The 21,236-nt window shown below is 64.5% G+C and carries 18 protein-coding genes and 1 riboswitch; of the genes, 16 read left to right on the top strand and 2 right to left on the bottom strand.

All coding sequences use genetic code 11. The features are described from left to right. Positions 1–76: 76 nt before the first annotated feature. Positions 77–772, top strand: a complete 696-nt coding sequence (locus TRIHO_RS15190; protein WP_068245476.1) for a GntR family transcriptional regulator — start codon at positions 77–79, stop codon at positions 770–772. 168 nt (positions 773–940) lie between these two features. Here the strand turns inward: TRIHO_RS15190 and TRIHO_RS15185 are convergent, their stop codons facing one another. Next, entirely contained in the window at positions 941–1,987 is a 1,047-nt protein-coding gene (locus TRIHO_RS15185) for an aldo/keto reductase (RefSeq protein WP_068245475.1), read from the bottom strand. A gap of 197 nt (positions 1,988–2,184) precedes the next feature. Between TRIHO_RS15185 and TRIHO_RS15180 the strand changes: the two genes are divergently transcribed. The 12 genes from TRIHO_RS15180 to glpD all read left to right on the top strand — a co-directional run bounded on the left by TRIHO_RS15180 (position 2,185) and on the right by glpD (position 14,990). Continuing rightward, the gene (locus TRIHO_RS15180; protein ID WP_068245474.1) at positions 2,185–2,586 is read left to right on the top strand and encodes a rhodanese-like domain-containing protein; all 402 of its coding nucleotides are present in this window, start codon (positions 2,185–2,187) and stop codon (positions 2,584–2,586) included. Positions 2,587–2,753: 167 nt separating this feature from the next. Continuing rightward, complete coding sequence (locus TRIHO_RS15175) at positions 2,754–3,980, top strand: MFS transporter (protein WP_068245648.1); 1,227 nt, start codon at positions 2,754–2,756, stop codon at positions 3,978–3,980. 141 nt (positions 3,981–4,121) lie between these two features. Beyond that, a complete protein-coding gene (gene metG / locus TRIHO_RS15170) occupies positions 4,122–5,843 on the top strand; it encodes a methionine--tRNA ligase (protein ID WP_068245647.1) in 1,722 nt (573 codons plus the stop codon). 509 nt (positions 5,844–6,352) lie between these two features. Continuing rightward, positions 6,353–6,499, top strand: a complete 147-nt coding sequence (hemP, locus tag TRIHO_RS15165; protein WP_232367805.1) for a hemin uptake protein HemP — start codon at positions 6,353–6,355, stop codon at positions 6,497–6,499. 57 nt (positions 6,500–6,556) lie between these two features. Continuing rightward, entirely contained in the window at positions 6,557–7,825 is a 1,269-nt protein-coding gene (locus tag TRIHO_RS15160) for an imelysin family protein (RefSeq protein WP_068245469.1), read from the top strand. Positions 7,826–8,058: 233 nt separating this feature from the next. Further along, positions 8,059–8,346 (top strand): (2Fe-2S)-binding protein, encoded by a 288-nt coding sequence (locus tag TRIHO_RS23330; RefSeq protein WP_082705157.1) that lies wholly within the window; start codon positions 8,059–8,061, stop codon positions 8,344–8,346. Further along, entirely contained in the window at positions 8,300–8,785 is a 486-nt protein-coding gene (gene bfr, locus TRIHO_RS15155) for a bacterioferritin (RefSeq protein WP_068245466.1), read from the top strand. Before TRIHO_RS23330 ends, bfr begins: the two co-directional genes overlap by 47 nt. 13 nt (positions 8,786–8,798) lie before the next feature. Beyond that, a complete protein-coding gene (locus TRIHO_RS15150) occupies positions 8,799–10,313 on the top strand; it encodes a di-heme oxidoreductase family protein (RefSeq protein WP_068245646.1) in 1,515 nt (504 codons plus the stop codon). Beyond that, on the top strand, positions 10,313–11,341 hold the full coding sequence (locus TRIHO_RS15145) for an imelysin family protein (RefSeq protein ID WP_068245463.1): 1,029 nt from the start codon (positions 10,313–10,315) through the stop codon (positions 11,339–11,341). Before TRIHO_RS15150 ends, TRIHO_RS15145 begins: the two co-directional genes overlap by 1 nt. Before the next feature lie 21 nt (positions 11,342–11,362). After that, the gene (locus tag TRIHO_RS15140; RefSeq protein ID WP_068245460.1) at positions 11,363–12,448 is read left to right on the top strand and encodes a DUF1513 domain-containing protein; all 1,086 of its coding nucleotides are present in this window, start codon (positions 11,363–11,365) and stop codon (positions 12,446–12,448) included. Positions 12,449–12,622: 174 nt separating this feature from the next. Then, positions 12,623–13,417 carry a DeoR/GlpR family DNA-binding transcription regulator gene (locus tag TRIHO_RS15135; RefSeq protein ID WP_068245457.1) on the top strand — a complete coding sequence of 265 codons (795 nt, stop codon included), beginning with the start codon at positions 12,623–12,625 and terminating at the stop codon, positions 13,415–13,417. Beyond that, a complete protein-coding gene (glpD, locus tag TRIHO_RS15130) occupies positions 13,410–14,990 on the top strand; it encodes a glycerol-3-phosphate dehydrogenase (RefSeq protein ID WP_068245456.1) in 1,581 nt (526 codons plus the stop codon). The genes TRIHO_RS15135 and glpD overlap by 8 nt, the downstream gene beginning before the upstream one ends. Before the next feature lie 291 nt (positions 14,991–15,281). Here glpD and cobO read toward each other — a convergent pair whose 3' ends face one another. Further along, positions 15,282–15,956, bottom strand: coding sequence for a cob(I)yrinic acid a,c-diamide adenosyltransferase (cobO, locus tag TRIHO_RS15125; protein WP_068245644.1), 675 nt, complete (start codon positions 15,954–15,956; stop codon positions 15,282–15,284). Between the two features lie 24 nt (positions 15,957–15,980). Then, positions 15,981–16,228: riboswitch (cobalamin riboswitch) on the top strand. Positions 16,229–16,336: 108 nt separating this feature from the next. Between cobO and TRIHO_RS15120 the strand changes: the two genes are divergently transcribed. The 3 genes from TRIHO_RS15120 to cobN all read left to right on the top strand — a co-directional run bounded on the left by TRIHO_RS15120 (position 16,337) and on the right by cobN (position 21,219). Next, the gene (locus TRIHO_RS15120) at positions 16,337–16,780 is read left to right on the top strand and encodes a DUF1636 family protein (RefSeq protein WP_068245455.1); all 444 of its coding nucleotides are present in this window, start codon (positions 16,337–16,339) and stop codon (positions 16,778–16,780) included. 7 nt (positions 16,781–16,787) lie between these two features. Next, the gene (cobW, locus tag TRIHO_RS15115; RefSeq protein ID WP_068245447.1) at positions 16,788–17,822 is read left to right on the top strand and encodes a cobalamin biosynthesis protein CobW; all 1,035 of its coding nucleotides are present in this window, start codon (positions 16,788–16,790) and stop codon (positions 17,820–17,822) included. Between the two features lie 151 nt (positions 17,823–17,973). Then, complete coding sequence (gene cobN / locus TRIHO_RS15110) at positions 17,974–21,219, top strand: cobaltochelatase subunit CobN (protein WP_068245445.1); 3,246 nt, start codon at positions 17,974–17,976, stop codon at positions 21,217–21,219. The last annotated feature ends 17 nt before the right edge of the window (positions 21,220–21,236 follow it).

Here is a 21,236-nt window from a genome sequence, read left to right as displayed (position 1 = left end):
ATATGCTAGTTGATTAGTTGCGCCCAAGGATGAGATACTGCTATGCGACGACGATCTGTTTTCGAGGAATTCTCAAATGGCGACCTTGTCCTTGGCGACAAATCCATCTGCTCCGACGACCACGACGGACCAGGCTTTCGAGGCGCTATACGAGGCAATCGTCTCTTTCGAGCTGCCCCCCGGCACCAAAGTGTCGGAGATCGAAATTGCGAAACAAATGGAGATCTCGCGCCAGCCTGTGCGCGACGCCTTTTTCCGGCTCTCCAAGCTCGGGTTTCTCCTGATCCGGCCGCAGCGGGCAACGCTGATCACCAAGATCTCGGTCGAAGCCGTCGAGCAGGCCGCTTTCGTTCGCTTGGCGCTGGAACTGGCCTGTGTCAGCGAGGCGATCCAGAAAATGGACGATGCCGGTCTGGCGCAGATTGACGAGGTCATCGCCCGTCAGCAGCAGGCCGTGCAGCAAAAAGACGGCGCCGCCTTTCACATCTGGGATGATCGGTTTCACCGCACCATTTGCGAAATTATCGGCCGGGCGCATGTCTGGGAACTGATCCGGGGCAACAAGGCGCATGTGGATCGTGTGCGGTTCCTGTCACTGCCCTTCAGCCTTGATATTGCGCTGAACGAACATATCGGCATCCGCGATGCGCTGGCAGCCAAGGACGAGACCCGCGCCCGCGATCTGATGCGCGCGCATCTCCTGCGCATTTTGCGAATTCTGGGTCAGATCCGCGACGAGAATGCCGAATTTTTCGAAGACGCTCCCGAGTAGCCGCGCCCCGAGCCGACGCACGCCCTCAGCCACCAGCGTCCCATGACTCGCGCCCTATGACGGGGCCAGGCCAGCCGCAGCCCGTCCTCCTGGCCAGGCCCCGGGCTTTTGCGGCGCAGCCGGGATGCGCAGACATAATCTGCCCCGGCCGCACCTGGATCTGTCAGATCAATAGGGCATCGGATGGGCGCGGTGTGCCCGGTCAATCGACGCCAGAACCGCGTCGCTCAGCACCAGATCAACGCCCTTCAGCAGATGCGCCAGCTGATCCACTGTCGTGGCTCCAAAGATGGCCGAGGCCATGAAGGGACGCGTCTTGCACCAGGCCAGCGCCATGTGAACCGGGTCCAGATCGTGCTCTGCTGCGATGTCGAGATAGGCCGCGACCGCGGCCTCGACATGGGCCGACTGACGGCCGCCCATCTCGGCAACGATGGACTTGCGCGACCCCTCGGGCACCGCCCCGTTCTGATACTTGCCGGTCAAAAACCCGGCGGCCAGCGGGGAGAAGGACAACAGGCCGACGTCCTCAAAATGGCTCAGCTCTGCGAGGTCAGTGTCGTAGAGACGGCACAACAGCGAATATTCGTTCTGGATCGAGGCCACCCGTGGCCCCTTGCCCGCCTCGGACAGCCGCAGCCATTGCGCGGTGCCCCAGGCGCTCTCGTTCGACAGGCCGAAGGCGCGAATGGTGCCGCGATCCACCTCGCGCTGCAACGCGCCCAGACAATCCTCCATATCAGCCAGCACCTCTGCTTTGGATTGCGGCGACGTGGTCGGGTCGTAGGTCCAGTTCTTACGGAACATATAGCTGCCGCGATTTGGCCAGTGAAACTGGTACAAATCAATATAGTCGGTCTTCAGCCGCCGCAGCGAGGCCTCGATGGTAGGGGCAATTGTGGCGCTGGAGATCATCGCCCCGTCGCGCGCAACCGACCCTTCGCCGGAATGTTTCGTCGCCAGAATATAGTCCCGCCGCCGCCCGGTCTTTTCGTTCCAGCTGCCGATATAGGCTTCGCTGCGCCCCATGGTCTCGGCCCGCACCGGGTTCACAGGGTACATTTCCGCCGTATCAACAAAGTTGATCCCTGCCGCCAGCGCCATGTCGATCTGAGAATGTGCATCCGCTTCAGAGGTCTGGGTGCCAAAGGTCATGGTCCCCAGGCACAGCTCTGATACCCTCATTTCCGTGCGGCCAAGCCGGTTCATTTTCATTGCGCGATCTCCTCGTGTCATGCTCGGGCGGACCCTAGCCCCTCGGGCCACCATTGCAAGCGGGACCCGCCTGATGCGCATACGCCTGATTAACTATCGGCTGATATAACGACATCTGAAACCAATATGCGCTGTCATATTGGCTTGGTTCGTTGGTGCACAATTCCGGGTTGATCGGTTGCAGGAGACACAAAAGCATGACGTTTATCTCGAAGAAAAGCTGTAAGGACCTCGTGGACGAGGCCGCAGCACAGATTTCTTTTCTCTCGGTCGAGGATCTCTTGGCGCTTTATGAAAGCAAAGAGGCTGAATTCGTTGACCTTCGCGTTTTTCGCGAATTGCAAAAAACCGGCGTCATTCCCGGCGCCCATTCCTGCCCGCGCGGATTGCTTGAATTCTGGCTGGACCAGGACAGCCCCTTTGCCCGCGACATCTTCGCCAAGGACGCCATGTTCGTTTTCTATTGCGACAATGGCTGGCGCTCAACTCTGAGCACCCGACTGGCCGCCGAAATGGGCCTGCAAAACGTCCATTGCCTGCGCGGCGGGCTGGATGCCTGGATCGAAGCGCGCGGTCCCGTGACCCCCTACCGCTGGTAGGCGCGACGGGCCGCAGCCCTCGGTATAGTCGGCTGCAGAGCGGGCTGCGCGCCACGCGGTGTGTCCCCGGAAATCCGATGGACACGCCGCGCCGCGGTCACGAAACGACATTTAACGTCGAAAAGACTACTGCAAGCCCCTGATGTTTGCCTATGGTCGGCCCTGACATGCGCACGCTTCTTTCCTTTACCGCCCTCTTTCTGTCCGTCATCATGCTGCAGCTCTCGACCGGGGGCGTGGGGCCGCTGGACGCGCTCTCTGGCGCCGCGCTGGGGTTTGACAACCGCCAGATCGGCCTGTTGGGGTCGGCGCATTTCGTCGGGTTCTTTATCGGATGCTGGTGGACCCCCCGGCTGATGGGCCGGGTCGGTCACTCGCGCGCCTTTGCGGTCTGCACCGCGCTTGGGGCGATGGGGCTGCTGGGCCACACCCTGACCGAGAACCCCTATGCCTGGGCGGCGATGCGGATCGCCTCGGGGCTCTGTGTCGCGGGCTGCTACACGGTGATCGAGGCCTGGATCAATGCCAAGGTCACCAATGAAAATCGCGGTCGTACCTCCGGCATCTACCGGATCGCGGATACCGGCGCCTCTTTTGCCGCACAGCTGTTGATCGCGGTGCTCCCGCCGGCCTCCTATATTTCCTACAATCTTCTGGCGATCATGTGCTGCGCGACGCTTTTGCCGCTGATGATGTCGCGCGCCAGCCAGCCGAAACTGCCCGCCGCGCCCCGCTTGCGACCCGGACTGGCCTGGCGCTGCTCACCACTCGGCGTGGCGGGGGTGATCGTCTCCGCGCTCAGCTCGGCCTCCTTTCGGATGGTCGGCCCCATCTACGGTCAGGGCGTCGGCCTTGTGGTGGATCAGATCGCCTTCTTCCTCGCGGCCTTTGTTCTGGGCGGGGCATTGGCGCAATACCCGGTCGGCTGGCTGGCGGACAAGTTCGACCGCCGCTGGGTGCTGATCTGGCTCTCGACGGTGTCCATGATCGCCTGCGCCGTCACCCTTCCTGCCAGCGGCGGCGGCACCGTTGCAATCATGGGCTCTGCCATCTTCTTTGGCCTGACCACGGTGCCGATCTTTTCCGTCTCCGCCGCTCATGCCAATGATTTCGCCACCTCGGAGGAACGTGTCGAACTCTCGGCCGCCTTGATGTTCTTTTACGCCACCGGTGCCATCGCGGCCCCGCTGGTCGCCTCCGTCCTGATCGAAGCCTTCGGTCCGGGGGCGCTGTTTGTCTTCATTGCGGTTGGGCACCTGGGGTTGATCCTCTTTGGTCTTGCCCGGATGCGGGCCCGCGCCGCGCCCGAGGAACGCACCCGCTACGTCTATGCGCCGCGCACCTCCTTCACCATTGGCAAGATGCTGAAACGCGCGCGCGAGGGCCGGCAATAGCGCCGTCCCCGCGACACCCCGCCCGCACAACCCGGATGAAGCCATTTCATCAGTTTCTTCGCGCCGCCTCATAACATGGGGTTTTCGCGCCCTGCCGCATGCGATAGACGGGCAGCCAGACAAGCGACGTGGATGGACGATATGGCCCGAATTCTCATCACCTCGGCACTTCCCTACATCAACGGGATCAAGCACCTCGGCAATCTCGTGGGCAGCCAGCTGCCTGCGGATCTTTATGCCCGTTACAACCGGGGTCGCGGCAATGAGGTGCTGTTCCTCTGCGCCACCGACGAACATGGCACCCCCGCCGAACTGGCCGCCGCCAAGGCCGGCAAACCGGTCGCGGACTATTGTGCCGAAATGCACGGGGTGCAGACCGATATCGCCAACCGGTTTGGCCTGTCGTTTGACCACTACGGGCGCTCGTCCAGCCCGCAGAACCACGCGCTGACCCAGCATTTCGCGGGCAAGCTGGCCGAGGCCGGCCTGATCTCCGAAGTGTCGGAAAAACAGGTCTATTCCAACGCCGATGGCCGCTTCCTGCCGGATCGCTATATCGAGGGCACCTGCCCCAACTGCGGCTTTGACAAGGCGCGCGGCGACCAGTGCGAGGAATGCACCAAGCAGCTCGACCCGACCGATCTGATCAACCCGCGCTCGGCGATCTCCGGCTCCACCGATCTGGAAGTGCGCGAGACCAAGCACCTGTTCCTGCGTCAATCTGCCCTGCGTGACCAGCTCGACCAGTGGATCGACAGCAAACAGGACTGGCCGATCCTGACCACCTCGATTGCAAAGAAATGGCTGCATGATGGCGACGGCCTGCAGGACCGTGGCATCACCCGCGATCTCGACTGGGGGGTGCCGGTCAAGAACGGCGACAAGGACTGGCCCGGCATGGAGGGCAAGGTCTTCTACGTCTGGTTCGACGCCCCCATCGAATATATCGCCGCAGCCGGCGAATGGGCCGCGGCACAGGGCTTGGGTGACGAGGCCTGGCAGCGCTGGTGGCGCACCGACATGGGCGCTGACGACGTGCGTTATGTGCAGTTCATGGGCAAGGACAACGTCCCCTTCCACACCCTCTCCTTCCCGGCGACCATCCTTGGATCGGGCGAACCGTGGAAAATGGTCGATCACCTGAAGTCCTTCAACTACCTGAACTATGACGGTGGCCAATTCTCCACCAGCCAGGGGCGCGGCGTCTTTATGGACCAGGCGCTGGAGCTGCTGCCGGCCGATTACTGGCGCTGGTGGCTGTTGTCGCACGCCCCGGAAAGTTCTGATTCCGAATTCACCTGGGAGAATTTCCAGCAATCCGTGAACAAGGATCTGGCGGATGTGCTGGGCAACTTCGTCTCCCGCATCACCAAATTCTGCCGCTCCAAATTCGGCGAAGAGGTGCCCGCAGGTGGCGCGTGGGGCGCTCGGGAACAGGCGCTCATCGAAGAGCTGACAACCCGGGTCGGCGCCTATGAGCGCCACATGGAGGCGATGGACGTGCGCAAATCGGCGCAGGAACTCCGCGCGATCTGGGTGGCGGGCAATGAATACCTTCAATCCGCCGCACCCTGGTCGGTGTTCAAGCAAGACCCGGAGCAGGCCGCAGCCCAGGTCCGTCTCGGCCTCAACCTGATCCGGCTTTATGCCGTTCTGTCGGCCCCGTTCATTCCGACGGCTGCGGAGGGTCTTTTTGCGGCCCTCGGCACCGACGACCGCAGCTGGCCCGAAGACATCACCGCCGCCCTGTCCGCGCTGCCTGCCGGTCACAGCTTTACCGTGCCGGAAGTGCTCTTTGCCAAGATCACCGACGAGCAGCGCGAAGAGTGGCAGGCCCGCTTTGCCGGTGTCCGCAAGGACTGATCGCGCCACAGGATGACAACAGACATCAAGGCCGCCCCACACCGGGCGGCCTTGATGCGTCGTGGTGGACGCATTGGTCGCTGGACCAAAGACCACCGGGTCCCGCACGGGTCCCGCAGGGCTATCGCACGGACCCCGAACACTGCCCGCCGCGCCAAAAGGCCTGCCGATCAATTCCGAGTAAAATTATCGGATTGACTTATCTGACCAAATAAATCAGGTATAAGAAGATCCAGCCAACCTGTCCGACCGCAGGCCAGCCGACAACCCGAACATTGCTATTGCTCCATGTTGACCCTCTCTGGCTCCTCTCCTGCTGTCCCCGCACCGGACCCCGACCTGCACACTCCTTGTGAGGGTGATCGGCTGGCCCGTGTCGACCTGTGGTCCAGCGCCCTGTGCGAGACCTCCCCACAGACGGGTTTCTGCCTTGAGTGGCTGTTTGACAATGCAGAGCAGAGACAGAGGCGCGCTCGATGACAAATCTGAAACCGATCTCCCAAGAAGACATGGCTGCCGCAACGCAACCTGAAACCTATCCGACCTATCACGCCGAGGACCTCACCCGTGGTGGCGTCCAGGCCCGCATCCTTTTGAATGGACAGATCTATTCGCTGCGCATCACCCGCGCGGGCAAGCTGATTCTGACCAAGTAACCGATCACCCCCTGGCGATTTGCCGCAATTTTCCAAAGTCCAACGAGGATACTACCTATGAAAACGCCGTTTCTCACCGGTGCCGCAATCGCGGCTTTGACCGTAGGCACACCGGCCGCTTTCGCAGCTTCCAAGGCGGAGGTTCTGACCACCTACGCCAATATCGCCGAAGCCAAATACGAAGACAGCCTGATCACCGCCAAGACGCTTCAGGCGGCAATCGAGGCGCTGATCGCCACCCCCTCGGCCGAGGCCCTGCAGGCGGCCAAGGACGCGTGGCTGGCAGCACGGGTGCCCTATCAGCAATCCGAAGTTTTTCGGTTCGGCAATGCCATCGTGGACGATTGGGAAGGCAAGGTGAACGCCTGGCCGCTGGACGAGGGGCTGATCGACTATGTTGACGCGTCCTATGGCGGGGCCACCGACGAAAACGCCGCCGCTGCGCTGAATGTCGTGGCCAACCCGGCCTTCACCCTCTCGGGCGAGAACATCGACGCTTCCGACATCACGCCCGCGCTGCTCGAAGGCGCGCTGCACGAGGCCGAAGGTGTCGAATCCAACGTGGCCACCGGCTATCACGCCATCGAATTCCTGCTCTGGGGTCAGGATCTGAACGGCACCGAACATGGCGCAGGCAATCGCCCCTGGACCGATTACGCGGCGGGCGACGCGTGCACCAACGGCAATTGCGACCGTCGGGGCGCCTATCTGAAGGCCGCCGCCGACCTGCTGGTCTCCGATCTGGAATGGATCACCGCGCAATGGGGCAGCGATGGCGAGGCACGCGACACCCTGCTGTCGGATGAAAACGCCGGCATCACCGCCATGCTGACCGGCATGGGCTCCCTGTCCTATGGCGAAACCGCGGGCGAGCGGATGCGCCTTGGCCTGATGCTGAACGACCCCGAGGAAGAGCACGATTGCTTTTCCGACAACACCCACAACAGCCACTATTTCGACGGGCTCGGCGTGCAGAACGTCTATCTCGGCGAATATGTGCGGGTGAATGGCGAACTGGTCTCCGGTCCGGCCCTCGCCGATCTGGTCGCCGCCGCCGATGCGGATCTGAACGCAGAACTGACCGGCAAGCTGGCCACCACCATGCTGAAACTCGGCCGGATCAAAACCGCAGCCGAGGCGGGCTTCTCCTACGACCAGATGCTGGAACAAGGCAACGCAGCCGGTGAAGCACTGGTCATGGGCGGTGTCGAAGCGCTGGTGGATCAGACCCGCTCTATCGAACGCGTCGTGAGCGCGCTCGACCTGGACGGTGTCGCGATTGAAGGTTCCGACTCGCTCGACAACCCCACGGCGGTTTTCGAATAAACACAAATTAAGTCCCCGAAACCGATGAGGAGTCGCATCGCGGATGCGGCTCCTTTTTCATCTCCCCCAGCTTGGAATAAGGCGCCGAGGGGAGGGATCTTGCGGTTGTTGCCTGCCGCCTCACGCCTTCCTGACTATTTCACTCCGCTTTTTGACTTGCAAACATAGTCTTTTAGTCAGATACTGAAGGCAAGCAAGTAGCCTATAGAATCTCTAAGGATCGGTGACCGGTCATGATCATTTGCCACTGCACGAGAATCTCCGATAGCGACATCCATGCCGCGATCGACTGGATGCGGGCTTCTGACCAGCAAACCATTATCACGCCTGGAAAAATTTACCGCGCCCTCGGCAAAAAGGCCGATTGTGGCGGCTGTATGTCGCTCTTTCTGGACACCATGCGCTCTAACGCTAAGGTGAGTGTACCTGCACATCTGCAGAACCTACGCACAGCCATTTCTTCGGAGAGCGATTATGAAGGGCGACCCCAAAGTCATCGAGTATCTCAACAAAGCACTTAGGAGCGAGTTGACCGCGATCAGCCAGTATTGGCTGCACTACCGCCTGCAGGACGACTGGGGCCTTGGCCACATGGCCAAGAAAAGCCGCGAGGAAAGCATCGAAGAGATGCAGCATGCGGACAAACTGATGGATCGCATCATCTTCCTTGAGGGTCATCCCAATCTCCAGACGCTCGACCCGCTGCGCATCGGCCAATCGCCCAAGGAAACACTGGAATGTGATCTGGCGGCCGAGGAAGAGGCCCGCGCCCTCTACAAGGAAGCATCGGAATACTGTAGGTCCTCAGGCGATTACGTCACCATGGATCTCTTCAAGGAGCTTCTGGCCGACGAAGAGGGCCATATCGATTTCCTGGAGACCCAGCTTGAACTGCACGACCGCGTTGGCGCCGAGAACTACGCCCACCTCAACGCGTCCAAGATGGACGAGGCTGAATAAGCCCGCCAGGCATCTGGGGTTGGCCGCCATTCTGGGGTTGGCCACCCCGCTTTTTGCCGCCGACATCCCCCCCGGTCTGGCAGAACCACATCTCTCCAGCCTGCCGCGCAGCCGGGACGAGGCCGCCCGCGTGGCCCGTGTGACCGCTCCCACGGGCCAGTTCGACAGCGCCGAACCCTTCGAGGACAATCCCGCAGGCGCCGCCACCGTGCCGCCCCGCAGCGACCGCGAGGCCTATAGCGCCGCCTCGGGGAACCTGACCTTTGAACAAGGGCTTGAATTCCACCTGGGCGAGGCGCTGTTCGACAAGCTCTGGGTCTTTGCCCCGGCGTCCACCCTGGCGTCAGATGGGCTCGGGCCGATCTACAACGCCCGCTCCTGCCAGCGCTGCCACATCCGCGACGGGCGCGGCCACTTGCCGGACGGACCGGACTATCGCTCTGCCTCCACCTTCCTGCGCCTTTCGGTGCCCGGGCCTGTCCCGCCGGAAATGGCCGCGATCCCGGACTATATCGGCACCGCACCGGACCCGGTCTACGGCTGGCAGATGCAGGATTTCTCCGCGCCGGGGGTGGATGCGGAATACCGGCTTGAGGTCACCTTCACCGAAGACATCATCCCCCTGAACGGCGGCGAACAGGTCAGCCTGCGCCGCCCCCGCTTCCGCCCGGCCGAGCTGAGATACGGCCCGCTCGATCCGGCGGCGATGCTTTCTGCCCGCGTGGCCCCGCCGATGATCGGCCTGGGCCTGCTGGAGGCGATCCCCGCCGCCGACATTCTGGCGCTTGCGGACCCGGACGACGCCGATGGCGACGGGATTTCCGGCCGCGCCAATCTGGTCTGGTCGACCGAATTCCAGCAGATCCTGCTGGGCCGGTTTGGCCTCAAGGCCGGCACCGCTACGATCCACGAACAATCCGCCGCCGCCCTGTCCGGGGACATCGGCATCTCGACACCCCTGTTTGCGCACCCCTTCGGTGACTGCACCCCGCACCAGACCGCCTGCCGCGCCGCGCGCCATGGCGACAAGGACAAGCGCGGCACCGAAATAGATCAGCCCAATATGGACCTGATCACCTTCTACAGCCGCAACATCGCCGTCCCTGCCCGCCGCGACGTCAGCGCCCCGGAGGTGCTGCGGGGCAAGGCGGTTTTCTACACCGCAGGCTGCGCCGACTGCCACCGGCCCAAGTTCGTCACCCACCGCCTGCTGGACCGCGCCGAACAGAGCTTTCAACTGATCTGGCCCTATTCCGACCTGCTGCTGCACGACATGGGCGAGGACCTCGCCGATCATCGCCCCGAAGGCCGCGCAACGGGGCGTGAATGGCGCACCGCGCCGCTCTGGGGGATTGGCCTTGCGCAGCAGGTCTCCGACAAGGCCACTTTCCTGCATGACGGTCGCGCCCGCACGCTGCTGGAGGCGATCCTCTGGCACGGTGGCGAGGCCCAGCCCGCCCGCGATCACATCGTCGCCCTGCCGCCCGAGGATCGCGCCGCCCTTATCACCTTCCTGGAGTCCCTCTGATGCGCCCCATTGCCCCTTTCGCCGCCGCTTTGTGTTTTGGTCTGGCCTGTGCTGCCACCGCAGGCGCCGATGCGCTGACGGATCGGGTCGTCGATCACCACATTCTGCCGACCTACACCCGCCTTGCGCAGGAAACGGCGGCTTTTGCAGAGGTTGCCCAACAGGACTGCGCCCCCACCTCCCCGGTTCTGGAGGAGGCCTGGGGCCGCGCCTTTGACGCCTGGGTCGCGGCCAGCCATCTGCGATTTGGCCCCAGCGAGGTCGACAACCGGGCCTTTGCCATTGCTTTCTGGCCCGACAGCCGTTCCAAAACACCCAAGGCGCTGCGCAGCCTCCTGCTGGACCGCGACCCGGTGGTGGAAACGGCGACGGAATTCGCCACCGCCTCCATCGCGGTGCGCGGATTTTACACGCTGGAATACCTATTGCATGATCCCGATTATGCCGATCTCGGCACGGCCGCCTATCGCTGCGCCCTGATCCGCGCCGTCAGCGGCGATCTTTCGGCCAATGCCGCGGCCATCCTGACCGATTGGCAAGACGACTTCGCCGCCGCGCTGCAACGCCCGGACCAACAGGCCAATCCCCGCTATCGCACCGACACCGAAGTGCATCAGGAACTGTTCAAGGCGCTCACCACCGGGCTGGAGATCCTCGCCGACATGCGGCTGGGTCGCCCGCTTGGCACCTTTGAACAGCCCCGCCCCAACCGCGCCGAGGCCTATCGCTCCGGCCGGTCGCTGCGTCACGTCCAGATCCAATTGGCCGCGCTGCGTGACCTGGCCCGACTGCTCACCGCCGGGGATCCCGCCCTGCAGGCGCAATTGGCGGGCGCCTTTGACAAGGCCGACCGCCACGCAGAGGCGCTCTCGGACGATCCGATCTTTGCCGGGGTCACCGACCCGCAACAGCGGTTTCGCATCGAGGCGCTGCAACAGGACGTGCACGACATCAAAACCATCGCTGCCACCAAAATTGGCCCCAGCCTCGGGGTGGAGGCCGGATTTAACGCGCTGGATGGCGATTGATCGCCGGGGGAAGGACTGAACATGCACTCCAGACGTAAATTCCTCGCCGGGTTGATGGCCGGAAGCCTCGCGCCCAAAGCGACCTGGGCCGATGCCGGCGCCCCAGCCTTTTTATCGGCCGGGCGAGACGAATTGGGGCTCTTTGTGATTGCCGGTCTCTCGGCAACGGGTGCAGTGCTGTTTCGCCACCCTTTGCCGGACCGCGGCCACGCTGCCAGCGCCCACCCCAGCCGTCCCGAGGCGGTTGCCTTCGCCCGCCGCCCGGGCCGGTTTGCCGATGTCATCGACTGCCGCAGCGGCGCCCAATTGGCCCGGCTGTCACCGCCGCAGGGGCATCACTTTTACGGCCACGGGGTTTTCACCCCCGATGGCACCCGAATGTTCACCACGGAAAACGCCTACGAAAGCGGCGACGGAATCATCGGCATCTGGGACGCCCGCGACTATCGCCGCATCGGACAGGTCTCCTCCGGCGGCATCGGCCCGCATGAAATCCGCCTGCGCCGAGACGCCGCCGGGCTGGTGGTCGCCAATGGGGGCATCGAAACCCACCCGGACAGCGGCCGCGCCAAACTCAACATTCCGTTCATGCGCCCCAACCTCAGCTACCTCAGCCTTGCCGGCGAGATCGAAGAGCAGATGGAATTGCCACGCGACCTGCACAAGAACTCGATCCGCCATATCGCTGTGCGCCCTGATGGCACTGTCGGATTTGCGATGCAGTGGCAGGGCGATGTCGGGGCCGATGTGCCGATTGTCGGGCTGCATCATCCCGGTCGGTCGCCCCGGTTGATGGCCGAAGGGGACCCCCGCCTGCGCAACCTCGATGGCTATGGCGGCTCGATCGCCTTTTCCGGCGATGCGACCCAGGTCGCCGTCACCTCGCCGCGCGGTGGTGTGGTGCACGTGATGGCCTGTGACAGCGGCGCGCTGATCGTCGAACATCGCCTGGCCGATGTCTGCGGCCTTGCCACCACGCCCGGCGGCTTTCTCGCCAGCACCGGCACTGGCACCGTCGCGCGGATCGGGGCGCAGACTGGCGCACAGGTCGTGCCCCTGACCACCGCGCCGCTGGCCTGGGACAATCACCTGATCCCTCTCGCCTAGCCCCTGCACTCCCCGCAAACACCACGGACCATCCCGGCCCCAGCCCCCGCCGCGCCTCCCGCCGCGCCTCCCCGGCGCGGGGGTTTCCTTTTGGTGCCGCCTGCGCGTCAAACGAAAACACGACGTGACAAAACGCAGGGAATACCCTATGTGATCCCCTGAAAAGGAAAGCATATGGACGCAAACGACCGCCAAAACGAAATCCTGACCCTGCTCAACCAGCAGGACCGTGTCGAGGTCGAGGATCTCGCGCGGCGCTTTGGAGTCTCTTTGCAGACCGTGCGTACCGATCTGCGGGACCTCTCCGGGCGTGGCCAGCTCAGCCGGGTGCATGGTGGTGCGGTGCGCATCGCCTCCGCCGCCAATCGCGGCTATGCCGAACGGCGCAGCCTGAATGCATCGGGCAAACGCGCGATGGCCGCCATCGCCGCCGAGGTGCTGCCCGAAAACTGCTCGCTCGCGCTCAATATCGGCACCTCTACCGAACAGGTGGCCCGTGCGCTCTCCAGCCACAAGGGGCTGACCGTTCTGTCTAATAACATCAATATTATCAATATGATGATGGAGATGGAGACCCGGGATCTGATCCTGGTCGGCGGCAGCATCCGGCAAAGCGACGGCGCCATCGTCGGCGAAGAAGCGGTGGAGTTCATCAACCGCTACAAACTGGACTATGCCGTCATCGGCGCCTCGGCCATGGATGCGGATGGCGCCATTTTGGACCACGACCCGCGCGAAGTCTCGGTCGCGCGGGCCTTGTTGCGCAATGCCCGTACCCGAATTCTGATCTGTGACGGCAGCAAATTCGATCGCTCCGCCCCGGTGCGCATCTGCGCCCTGGCCGAGCTGGACCTTGTGATAACCGACCGCCCTGTGCCCGCAGAATTTGCCGAGGCCGCAGCCCGGGCGGGCACCCGAATCCTCGTGGCCGAGGGGCGGGTTGAAACCGAAAGCAGCGAAAATGACTGACCAAAACCCCGACAGCCCGATGACCGACCTTTTTGTGATCGGCGGTGGCATCAATGGCTGCGGCATAGCCCGCGACGCGGCAGGCCGCGGCCTGTCGGTCGTGCTGGCCGAGAAAAACGACCTGGCCTCCGCCACCTCCTCTGCCTCGACCAAACTGTTTCACGGTGGTTTGCGGTATCTGGAGTATTTCGAATTCCGGCTGGTACGCGAGGCCCTGATCGAACGCGAGGTGCTGCTGAAGGCGATGCCGCATATCTCCTGGCCGATGCGCTTTGTTTTGCCGATGCATCGCGACATGCGCTTTGACAACACCACGCCGACCTCGAAACTGCTGACCACCGTGATGCCCTGGATGAAGGGACGCCGCCCCGATTGGCTGATCCGTCTGGGGCTGTTCCTCTATGACACCCTCGGCAAACGCGGCATTCTGCCCGGCACGGCGACGCTGGATCTGACCGCAGATCCGGCGGGCAAGCCGTTGAAGAGCAAGTTCAAAAAGGCGTTTGAATATTCCGATTGCTGGGTCGAGGACGCCCGGCTCGTGATGCTGAACGCCCGCGATGCCGCCGCCCGCGGGGCCAGGATCCTGACCCGGACCGAAGTCATCCGCGCCTCCCGTCACGCCGACCATTGGCAGGTGCATCTGCGCGACACGGAAACCGGCGTCGAGAGCCTGCACCGCGCCCGGATGCTGGTCAATGCCGGCGGGCCCTGGGTCGCCGACCTGCTGCGCGACACCCTGGGCCAGAACAGCCGCGAAACCGTGCGCCTGGTGCGCGGCAGCCATATCGTGGTGCCAAAGCTCTACGATCACGACCGCTGCTATTTCTTTCAGGGCCAGGACGGGCGCATCATCTTTGCAATCCCCTATGAGGAGGATTTCACCCTCATTGGCACCACCGATGCGGATCACGCCGATCCCGACACCAAACCGGTCTGCACCGAGGCCGAACAGGACTACCTCGTGGCCTTTGCCTCAACCTATTTCGACTGCCCCGTGACGCGGGAGCAGATCGTATGGACCTATTCCGGCGTGCGTCCGCTCTATGACGATGGGGCCAGTTCCGCCTCGGCCGCAACGCGGGAATATGTGCTGACGCTGGATCAGAGCCAGGCACCGTTGCTCAATGTCTTTGGTGGCAAGATCACCACCTATCGCAAACTGGCAGAGGCCGCATTGGCCAAGATCACTCGCGTGTTCCCGTCCCTGCCCGAGGATTGGACCGCAGGCGTCGCCCTGCCCGGTGGCGACTTTGCCGTCGGCGATGTGCCGGCATTGCGCGAAAAACTCGCCGCCGACTATCCGTTCCTGTCTCCCTACGCCCTGCGCCGCCTGATCCGCGCCTATGGCACCGAAGCTTGGGAGGTCCTGGGCAACGCCAAGCGCGCGGAGGATCTGGGACAGGCCTTCGGCGCCACCATCACCGCGCGCGAACTGGACTGGGTGGTCGCGCGGGAATGGGTGCGCACCGGCGAGGACTACCTGTGGCGGCGCACCAAGCTCGGCCTGCGTCTGACCGAACCTGAGGCCGCAGCCGTGGATGCCTATATCCGCGCCGCCGCCGCGCCATAAGGTTTCAATCGGGTTAACCGGTGTTGCGGGCAGACAAGGTCTATGCGCGCGCCCTCCAGGCAACGCCCATAAAAAGTATCAGCATTGCTGACGGTTTGTTTCGCGCGCGAAACATTAGGTCAGCAATGCTGCCCTAATAGCACCGACACCCAAAGCAGATCCGAACCGGCAGCGGTTGGGCACTCGGGGGGGCTCCCGCCCCTTTTGCCCGGGCCGGGCGGCCCCGTCAAAAGCGTTGGGCCCGGCAAAGCGCCCCCCCCTCTCAGCACCGATGGCCGCAGAGCGCCGCGTTCAGAATTCCACCCCTTTCTGCGCCTTGATCCCAGCCCGGAAGGGGTGTTTCACCTGGGTCATCTCGGTCACCAAATCCGCAATCTCGATCAGCTCTTCCTTGGCGTTGCGCCCGGTCAGTACCACATGGGTCATCGGTGGCTTGTGCTCCACCAGGAACTCCAGCACCTCCTGCAGGTCGAGGTACTCATAGCGCAGCGCGATGTTGATCTCGTCCAGCAGCACCATGGTGTTCTTCTGATCCAGGATCATCTCCTTGGCCTTTTCCCAGCCCGCCCGCGCCGCCGCGATATCCCGCGCCTTGTCCTGCGTTTCCCAGGTAAAGCCCTCGCCCATCGCGTAGAACTGACACAGATCGGCGAAATTCTCCTCGATCAGCGTGCGTTCGCCGGTCTGCCAGGCGCCCTTGATGAACTGCACCACGGCCGAGGGCATGCCATGGGCGATACAGCGCATGATCATGCCGAATCCCGACGAGGATTTGCCCTTGCCGGGGCCGGTGTGCACGATGATCAGCCCCTTCTCGCCGTCCTTGGTCTTCATCATCCGGTCGCGGGCGGCTTTTTTCTTCGCCATCTTGGAGGCATGGCGCGCCGCTTCCTCTTCGGAAATGTCGCTTTCGGCGGTTTTGGGGGTCTGGTCGCTCAACGCATCGCTCCTGCTGTTTGGCCCCATGTCTTGACAAAGAGTGCCGCCATGGCGCAAGGGGTTTTTGTTGGTTCCCGAAGGCATGTCCTTTGGGCGAAGAGGGAATGTGATACAGGTCGTCCATCGGCCCGAAGCACAGCCGCCCCCGCGACCGTGACCGGAGAGGTCTCCAGACGCCACTGGCACCGCCCAGGCCTTCAGGCCGCCGGGCATGGGCCGGGAAGGCGGGAAGACCGTCAGCGCCACCCCTGGCTCTGGCATCCGCAAGCCGGGAGACCTGCCAACGGATGACGTGAACCGGCGGACGGGGTGTTCCGCGACCGGTTGAGGGCCGTGCCTCGACGTGAGCGCTCCGTGCCCCCTTCTGGCCTGCCCCACCCCGCCCTGCAAGGAGGAGACAAGGCCGCATGGGGATCCCCCGCAATCCAGCCGCAGACGAGGTCGTGCTGACCGTCTGCACCACCTGCCGCCGTGAAGGCAGCGACCCGGACGCCCCCCGCCCCGGTCGTCTTCTGGCCGACCGCCTGGCCGACCGCCTCGCCGCCAGCGGCGACGACCAGCCCTCAGGCGTGCGGGTGCGCGGTGTGGAATGCCTCTCGGCCTGCACCCGCAGCTGCACGCTGCATCTCGCGGGGGGGCCGGCGCGCTGGAGCTATGTCTACGGCGACCTCGATCCCGACACGCATCTTGATGATATTCTCGCCGGTGCCGCCGCCTATGCGGCCACCGAGGACGGCTTTGTGCCCTGGCGCGAACGCCCGGTGGTGTTCCGCAAGCAATCCATCGCCCGCATTCCCCCCGTGGACATGCCGGGCGTCGACCTCTCCGCAGATCCCACGGCAAAGGACTGACCTCCCCATGAGCACGCTCAACAAGATCCCCGTTACCGTCATCACCGGCTTTCTTGGCGCCGGCAAAACCACGCTGATCCGCCACCTGATGCAGAACCCGCAGGGCAAGCGTCTGGCCGTGGTGGTCAATGAATTCGGCACCGCCGGTGTCGATGGCGATATCCTGAAATCCTGCGCCGACGACAATTGCCCGGCGGAAAACATCATGGAGCTGGCCAACGGCTGCATCTGCTGCACCGTCGCGGATGATTTCATTCCCACCATCGAAAGCCTGATGGCGCTGCCGCAACCGCCCGAGCATATCGTTATTGAAACCTCCGGTCTGGCGCTGCCGAAACCGCTGCTGAAGGCCTTTGACTGGCCCGCGATCCGCTCGCGCATCACCGTCGATGGCGTCATTGCGCTGGCCGATGCCGAGGCCGTCGCCAAGGGTCAGTTCGCCCCCGATCTGAACGCGGTGCAGGCCCAGCGCGAGGCGGATGACAGCATCGACCACGAAACACCCCTGTCGGAAGTGTTCGAGGATCAGATCTCCTGCGCCGATATTGTGCTGCTGTCCAAGGCCGATCTGGCCGGCGCGGCCGGTGTCGAGAAAGCCCGCGCCGTGATCGAGGCCGAAGCGCCGCGCAAGCTGCCGATCCTGCCGATGACCGAAGGCGTGATCGACCCCCGCGTCATCCTCGGGCTGGAAGCCGCCGCCGAAGACGACCTTGATGCCCGCCCCAGCCACCACGACGGTCACCACGATCACGAACATGACGATTTTGACTCCATTGTGGTCGAAATGGGCGAAGTCGCCGACCCCGAAGACCTGCAAAAACGGATCATCGAAATGGCCCGCAGCCGCAACATCCTGCGGGTAAAGGGCTATGTGGCCGTGGAAGGAAAACCGATGCGGATGCTGGTGCAGGCTGTGGGCGAACGCCTGCGCGCGCAATACGACCAACCCTGGGGCGCGCAGCCGCGCAAGACCCAGCTGGTGGTCATTGCCGAGCATGATAACATCGACGCCGCAGGCATCCACGCCGACCTCGGGGCCTGATCCAAAGAACCAAGGGCGCTGACCTCTCGCCATGAGGTCCCGCCCGGCGGACACGCCGGGCTGCGCCCGACCCTCCCCCCGGGGAGGGCGCTACGCCCCCCCAGGGTCGGACGCCGCCCTCTCCGATTTGAACGAAGCGGACCTAAACCCAATGCACGTCGTCTTCCGCGAAAGCCACGGGCTCGGAGAAACAGACACCCCCTATGACGTCGGGCAGACCCCCGGCGATCTGGTGGTGCTGTCGTTTTCCGACAGTGATCTGGGCGCTTTTGCGGCCGGCTGGCACCGTGCGGGCGGCAAGCTGCCCGCGACCCGCCTGGCCAATCTGGTGGCGCTGAAACATCCGCTCTCGGTCGATGTCTATGCCGAACAGACGCTGGAGGGGGCAAAGGGCGTGCTGGTGCGGCTGATCGGCGGTGAAAGCTATTGGTCCTACGGGCTTGCCACGCTGCAGGACCTCGCCCGGCGCAAGGGCATCGCCCTGGCGATCCTGCCCGCCGATGGCCGCGAAGACGCCCGTCTCGACGCGCTGTCGACCCTGCCGGTCTCCACCCTGCGTCGGCTTCAGGCGCTCTGCGATGCCGGGGGCGCGGTGGCCGCGCAGGCGGCGCTGGCGCAATTGGCGCTGGCGGCGGGGCTCTATGCCGGGCCGGTCATCGGCGCCAAAACCGTGCCCGATTTTGGCTATTACGATCCTGGCTCCGGGGTTCTGGCCACGCTGCCGCCGCTGGACAAACCGCTGGTATTGGTGAGTTTTTATCGCTCCTATCTGACCTCGGCCGATACGGCCCCGGTCGACGCGCTGATCCGCCAATTGCGCGAACGCGGCTACTGCGCATATGGCGCCTTTGCCAGCAGCCTCAAGGCGCCCGCCGCGGTTCAATGGCTGCACACCGAGCTGCCCGCACGCGCGCCCGCGGCGATTATCAACGCCACCGCCTTTTCCGCCCAGGGCGGCGACGGCAGCCCCTCGCCGCTGAACCTGACCGGATGCCCGGTGTTTCAGGTGGCACTGTCGACGGCGCGGCGCAAGGATTGGGACCTCGCCGACCGCGGCCTGTCGCCCGCCGATCTCGCCATGCATGTGGTCTTGCCAGAGGTGGACGGGCGGCTCTTTGCCGGTGTTGTCAGCTTCAAATCGCCGACCCGGCGCGATCCCGACCTGCAATATTCCCGCTTTGTGCACCGGGCCGACCCGGACCGGGTGACGGCGGCGCTGAACCGGGTCGAGGCGCATCTGCGGCTGGCGCGGCTGGCCCCGGCCGAAAAACGTCTGGCGCTGGTGCTGTCGACCTATCCGGGGCGCGACTATAACCTCGCCCATGCGGTGGGCCTGGATGCGCTGGCCTCGACCGAGGCGGCCCTGGCGGCCCTGGCGGCAGCCGGGTATGACGTCGCGGCGGACACCGATCTGGGCGCGCGCCTGTCAGAGCAGACGCTGCGCTGGCCGCTGGCCGACTACCTTGCCGCGCTGGCACATCTGCCGCAGAGCCTGCGCGACGACCTCGCCGCCGCCTGGGGGCCGCCAGAACGCGACCCCGCGGTCACCGATGGCGCCTTTCACTTTCGCGCCCTGCGCTCCGGCTCCGGGCTGATCGCGCTGCAACCGGAACGCGGCGACATGCGCCTGCGCGATGACGAATACCACGACCTCGACCGCACACCGCGCCATGGCTATGTGGCTTTCTATCTCTGGCTGCAGCAGCAGGTTGATGCGCTGATCCACATGGGCGCCCATGGCACGCTGGAATGGCTGCCGGGCAAGGCGGTGGCGCTGTCCGCCGCCTGCTGGCCCGAGGTGCTGACCGGCAGGCTGCCGGTGATCTACCCCTTTATCGTCAACGACCCCGGCGAGGCGGCGCAGGCGAAACGCCGCATCGGCGCCGTGACCCTCGGCCATATGCCGCCGCCGCTGGCCCAGACCAGCCTGCCGGCCGGCATGGGGCGGCTTGAGGCGCTGCTGGACGAATACTCCACCGCCGACGGGCTGGACCCGGCCCGCCGCGACCGGCTGATCGCCGATGTCCGTGCCGAGGCACAGGGCACCGGGGTCGAAGACGACCTCGGCATCCCTGCGGCGGCCTCGGCGGCGGAGGCCATCACCCGCATCGACCGTTTTGTCTGTGACATCAAGGAAAGCCAGTATGGCGAGGGGCTGCATGTCTTTGGCAGCGGCGAGCATGGCGGCGCAGAGATGCGCGGGCTGCTGGAGGCGCTGGCGGGACGGCTGGTGGCCCCCGGCCCCTCCGGCTCTCCCTATCGCGGGCGCTCCGATGTGATGCCCACTGGGCGCAACCTCTTTACCACCGATCCGCGCGCGGTGCCCTCGCAGGCGGCGCAGGCGCAGGGGGTCAAACTGGCGGAAGAGCTGCTGCGCCGCCATCTTCAGGACCATGGCGACTGGCCGCGCGGGCTGGTGGTGGATCTCTGGGGCTCTGCCACCATGCGCACCGCGGGCGAGGAATTCGCCATGGCGCTGCATCTGGCCGGCCTCGCGCCGCAATGGGATGCGGGGACGGGCCGGGTCACCGGCTTCGAGGTGATCCCGCTGGCGCTGCTGGGCCGGCCCCGCATTGATGTGACGCTGCGGGTGTCGGGCCTGTTTCGCGATGTCTTCCCCGGTCTGGCGCAGATGTTCGAACTGGCCGCTGCCGCGCTGGCCAACCGCGAAGAAGACCCCGCCGACAACCCTTACCTGACCACCACCCCGCGTGTCTTTGGCCCCAAGCCCGGCCTCTACGGCCTCAACATGACGGCCCATCTGGACGACTACTCGGATGAGGCGCGCGCGGCGGCGGGCGAGGCCTGGCTGGCCGCCTCCTCCCACGCCATCGACGCCAAAGGCGCCATCACCGAGGCGCGCGCCGCGCTGGAGCAGCGCCTGCAGGGGGCAGACAGTTTTGTCCACCTTCAGGATCTGGCCGAAACCGATGTGCTGGTGGCATCGGATTACGCCGCCCATGAGGCCGGGTTTGCCGCCGCGATGACCCGGCTCGGGGCCAGGGCGCCGGCGCTTTACCACATGGATGCCACGCAATTGGACCAGCCCAAGGCGCGCAGCCTGCAAGAGGAAATCGCCCGCGTCACCCGCGCCCGCGCCGCCGATCCGCATTGGGCCAGCGCGATGATGAACCACGGGTTTCGCGGCGGGGCCGAGATCGCCGCCACGCTCGATCACATGGCCGCCTTTGCGCATCTGGCACAGGTGGTGCCCGCGCATCTGTTCGATCTCTATTTCGAGGCCACCCTGGGCCGCGACGATCTGGTCGCCTTTCTGCAACGTGAAAACCCCGCCGCGCTACAGGCGATGCGGGACAGGTTTCAGGCCCTGCGCGCGGCAGGGCTCTGGGTGACCCGGCGCAATTCGATCCTTGCCGCACTGGAGGGGACCGCATGAGCCAGTCCCCCCCGCCC

Source organism: Tritonibacter horizontis (assembly GCF_001518015.1).
GTDB lineage: Bacteria > Pseudomonadota > Alphaproteobacteria > Rhodobacterales > Rhodobacteraceae > Epibacterium > Epibacterium horizontis.
This window is presented reverse-complemented; position numbering and strand designations above follow the sequence as displayed.

Coding starts and splice junctions, on each gene's coding strand:
- TRIHO_RS15190 (WP_068245476.1), top strand. CDS start 77: ATGGCGACCTTGTCCTTGGCGACAAATCCATCTGCTCCGACGACCACG.
- TRIHO_RS15185 (WP_068245475.1), bottom strand. CDS start 1,987: ATGAAAATGAACCGGCTTGGCCGCACGGAAATGAGGGTATCAGAGCTG.
- TRIHO_RS15180 (WP_068245474.1), top strand. CDS start 2,185: ATGACGTTTATCTCGAAGAAAAGCTGTAAGGACCTCGTGGACGAGGCC.
- TRIHO_RS15175 (WP_068245648.1), top strand. CDS start 2,754: ATGCGCACGCTTCTTTCCTTTACCGCCCTCTTTCTGTCCGTCATCATG.
- metG (WP_068245647.1), top strand. CDS start 4,122: ATGGCCCGAATTCTCATCACCTCGGCACTTCCCTACATCAACGGGATC.
- hemP (WP_232367805.1), top strand. CDS start 6,353: ATGGCTGCCGCAACGCAACCTGAAACCTATCCGACCTATCACGCCGAG.
- TRIHO_RS15160 (WP_068245469.1), top strand. CDS start 6,557: ATGAAAACGCCGTTTCTCACCGGTGCCGCAATCGCGGCTTTGACCGTA.
- TRIHO_RS23330 (WP_082705157.1), top strand. CDS start 8,059: ATGATCATTTGCCACTGCACGAGAATCTCCGATAGCGACATCCATGCC.
- bfr (WP_068245466.1), top strand. CDS start 8,300: ATGAAGGGCGACCCCAAAGTCATCGAGTATCTCAACAAAGCACTTAGG.
- TRIHO_RS15145 (WP_068245463.1), top strand. CDS start 10,313: ATGCGCCCCATTGCCCCTTTCGCCGCCGCTTTGTGTTTTGGTCTGGCC.
- TRIHO_RS15140 (WP_068245460.1), top strand. CDS start 11,363: ATGCACTCCAGACGTAAATTCCTCGCCGGGTTGATGGCCGGAAGCCTC.
- TRIHO_RS15135 (WP_068245457.1), top strand. CDS start 12,623: ATGGACGCAAACGACCGCCAAAACGAAATCCTGACCCTGCTCAACCAG.
- glpD (WP_068245456.1), top strand. CDS start 13,410: ATGACTGACCAAAACCCCGACAGCCCGATGACCGACCTTTTTGTGATC.
- cobO (WP_068245644.1), bottom strand. CDS start 15,956: ATGGGGCCAAACAGCAGGAGCGATGCGTTGAGCGACCAGACCCCCAAA.
- TRIHO_RS15120 (WP_068245455.1), top strand. CDS start 16,337: ATGGGGATCCCCCGCAATCCAGCCGCAGACGAGGTCGTGCTGACCGTC.
- cobW (WP_068245447.1), top strand. CDS start 16,788: ATGAGCACGCTCAACAAGATCCCCGTTACCGTCATCACCGGCTTTCTT.
- cobN (WP_068245445.1), top strand. CDS start 17,974: ATGCACGTCGTCTTCCGCGAAAGCCACGGGCTCGGAGAAACAGACACC.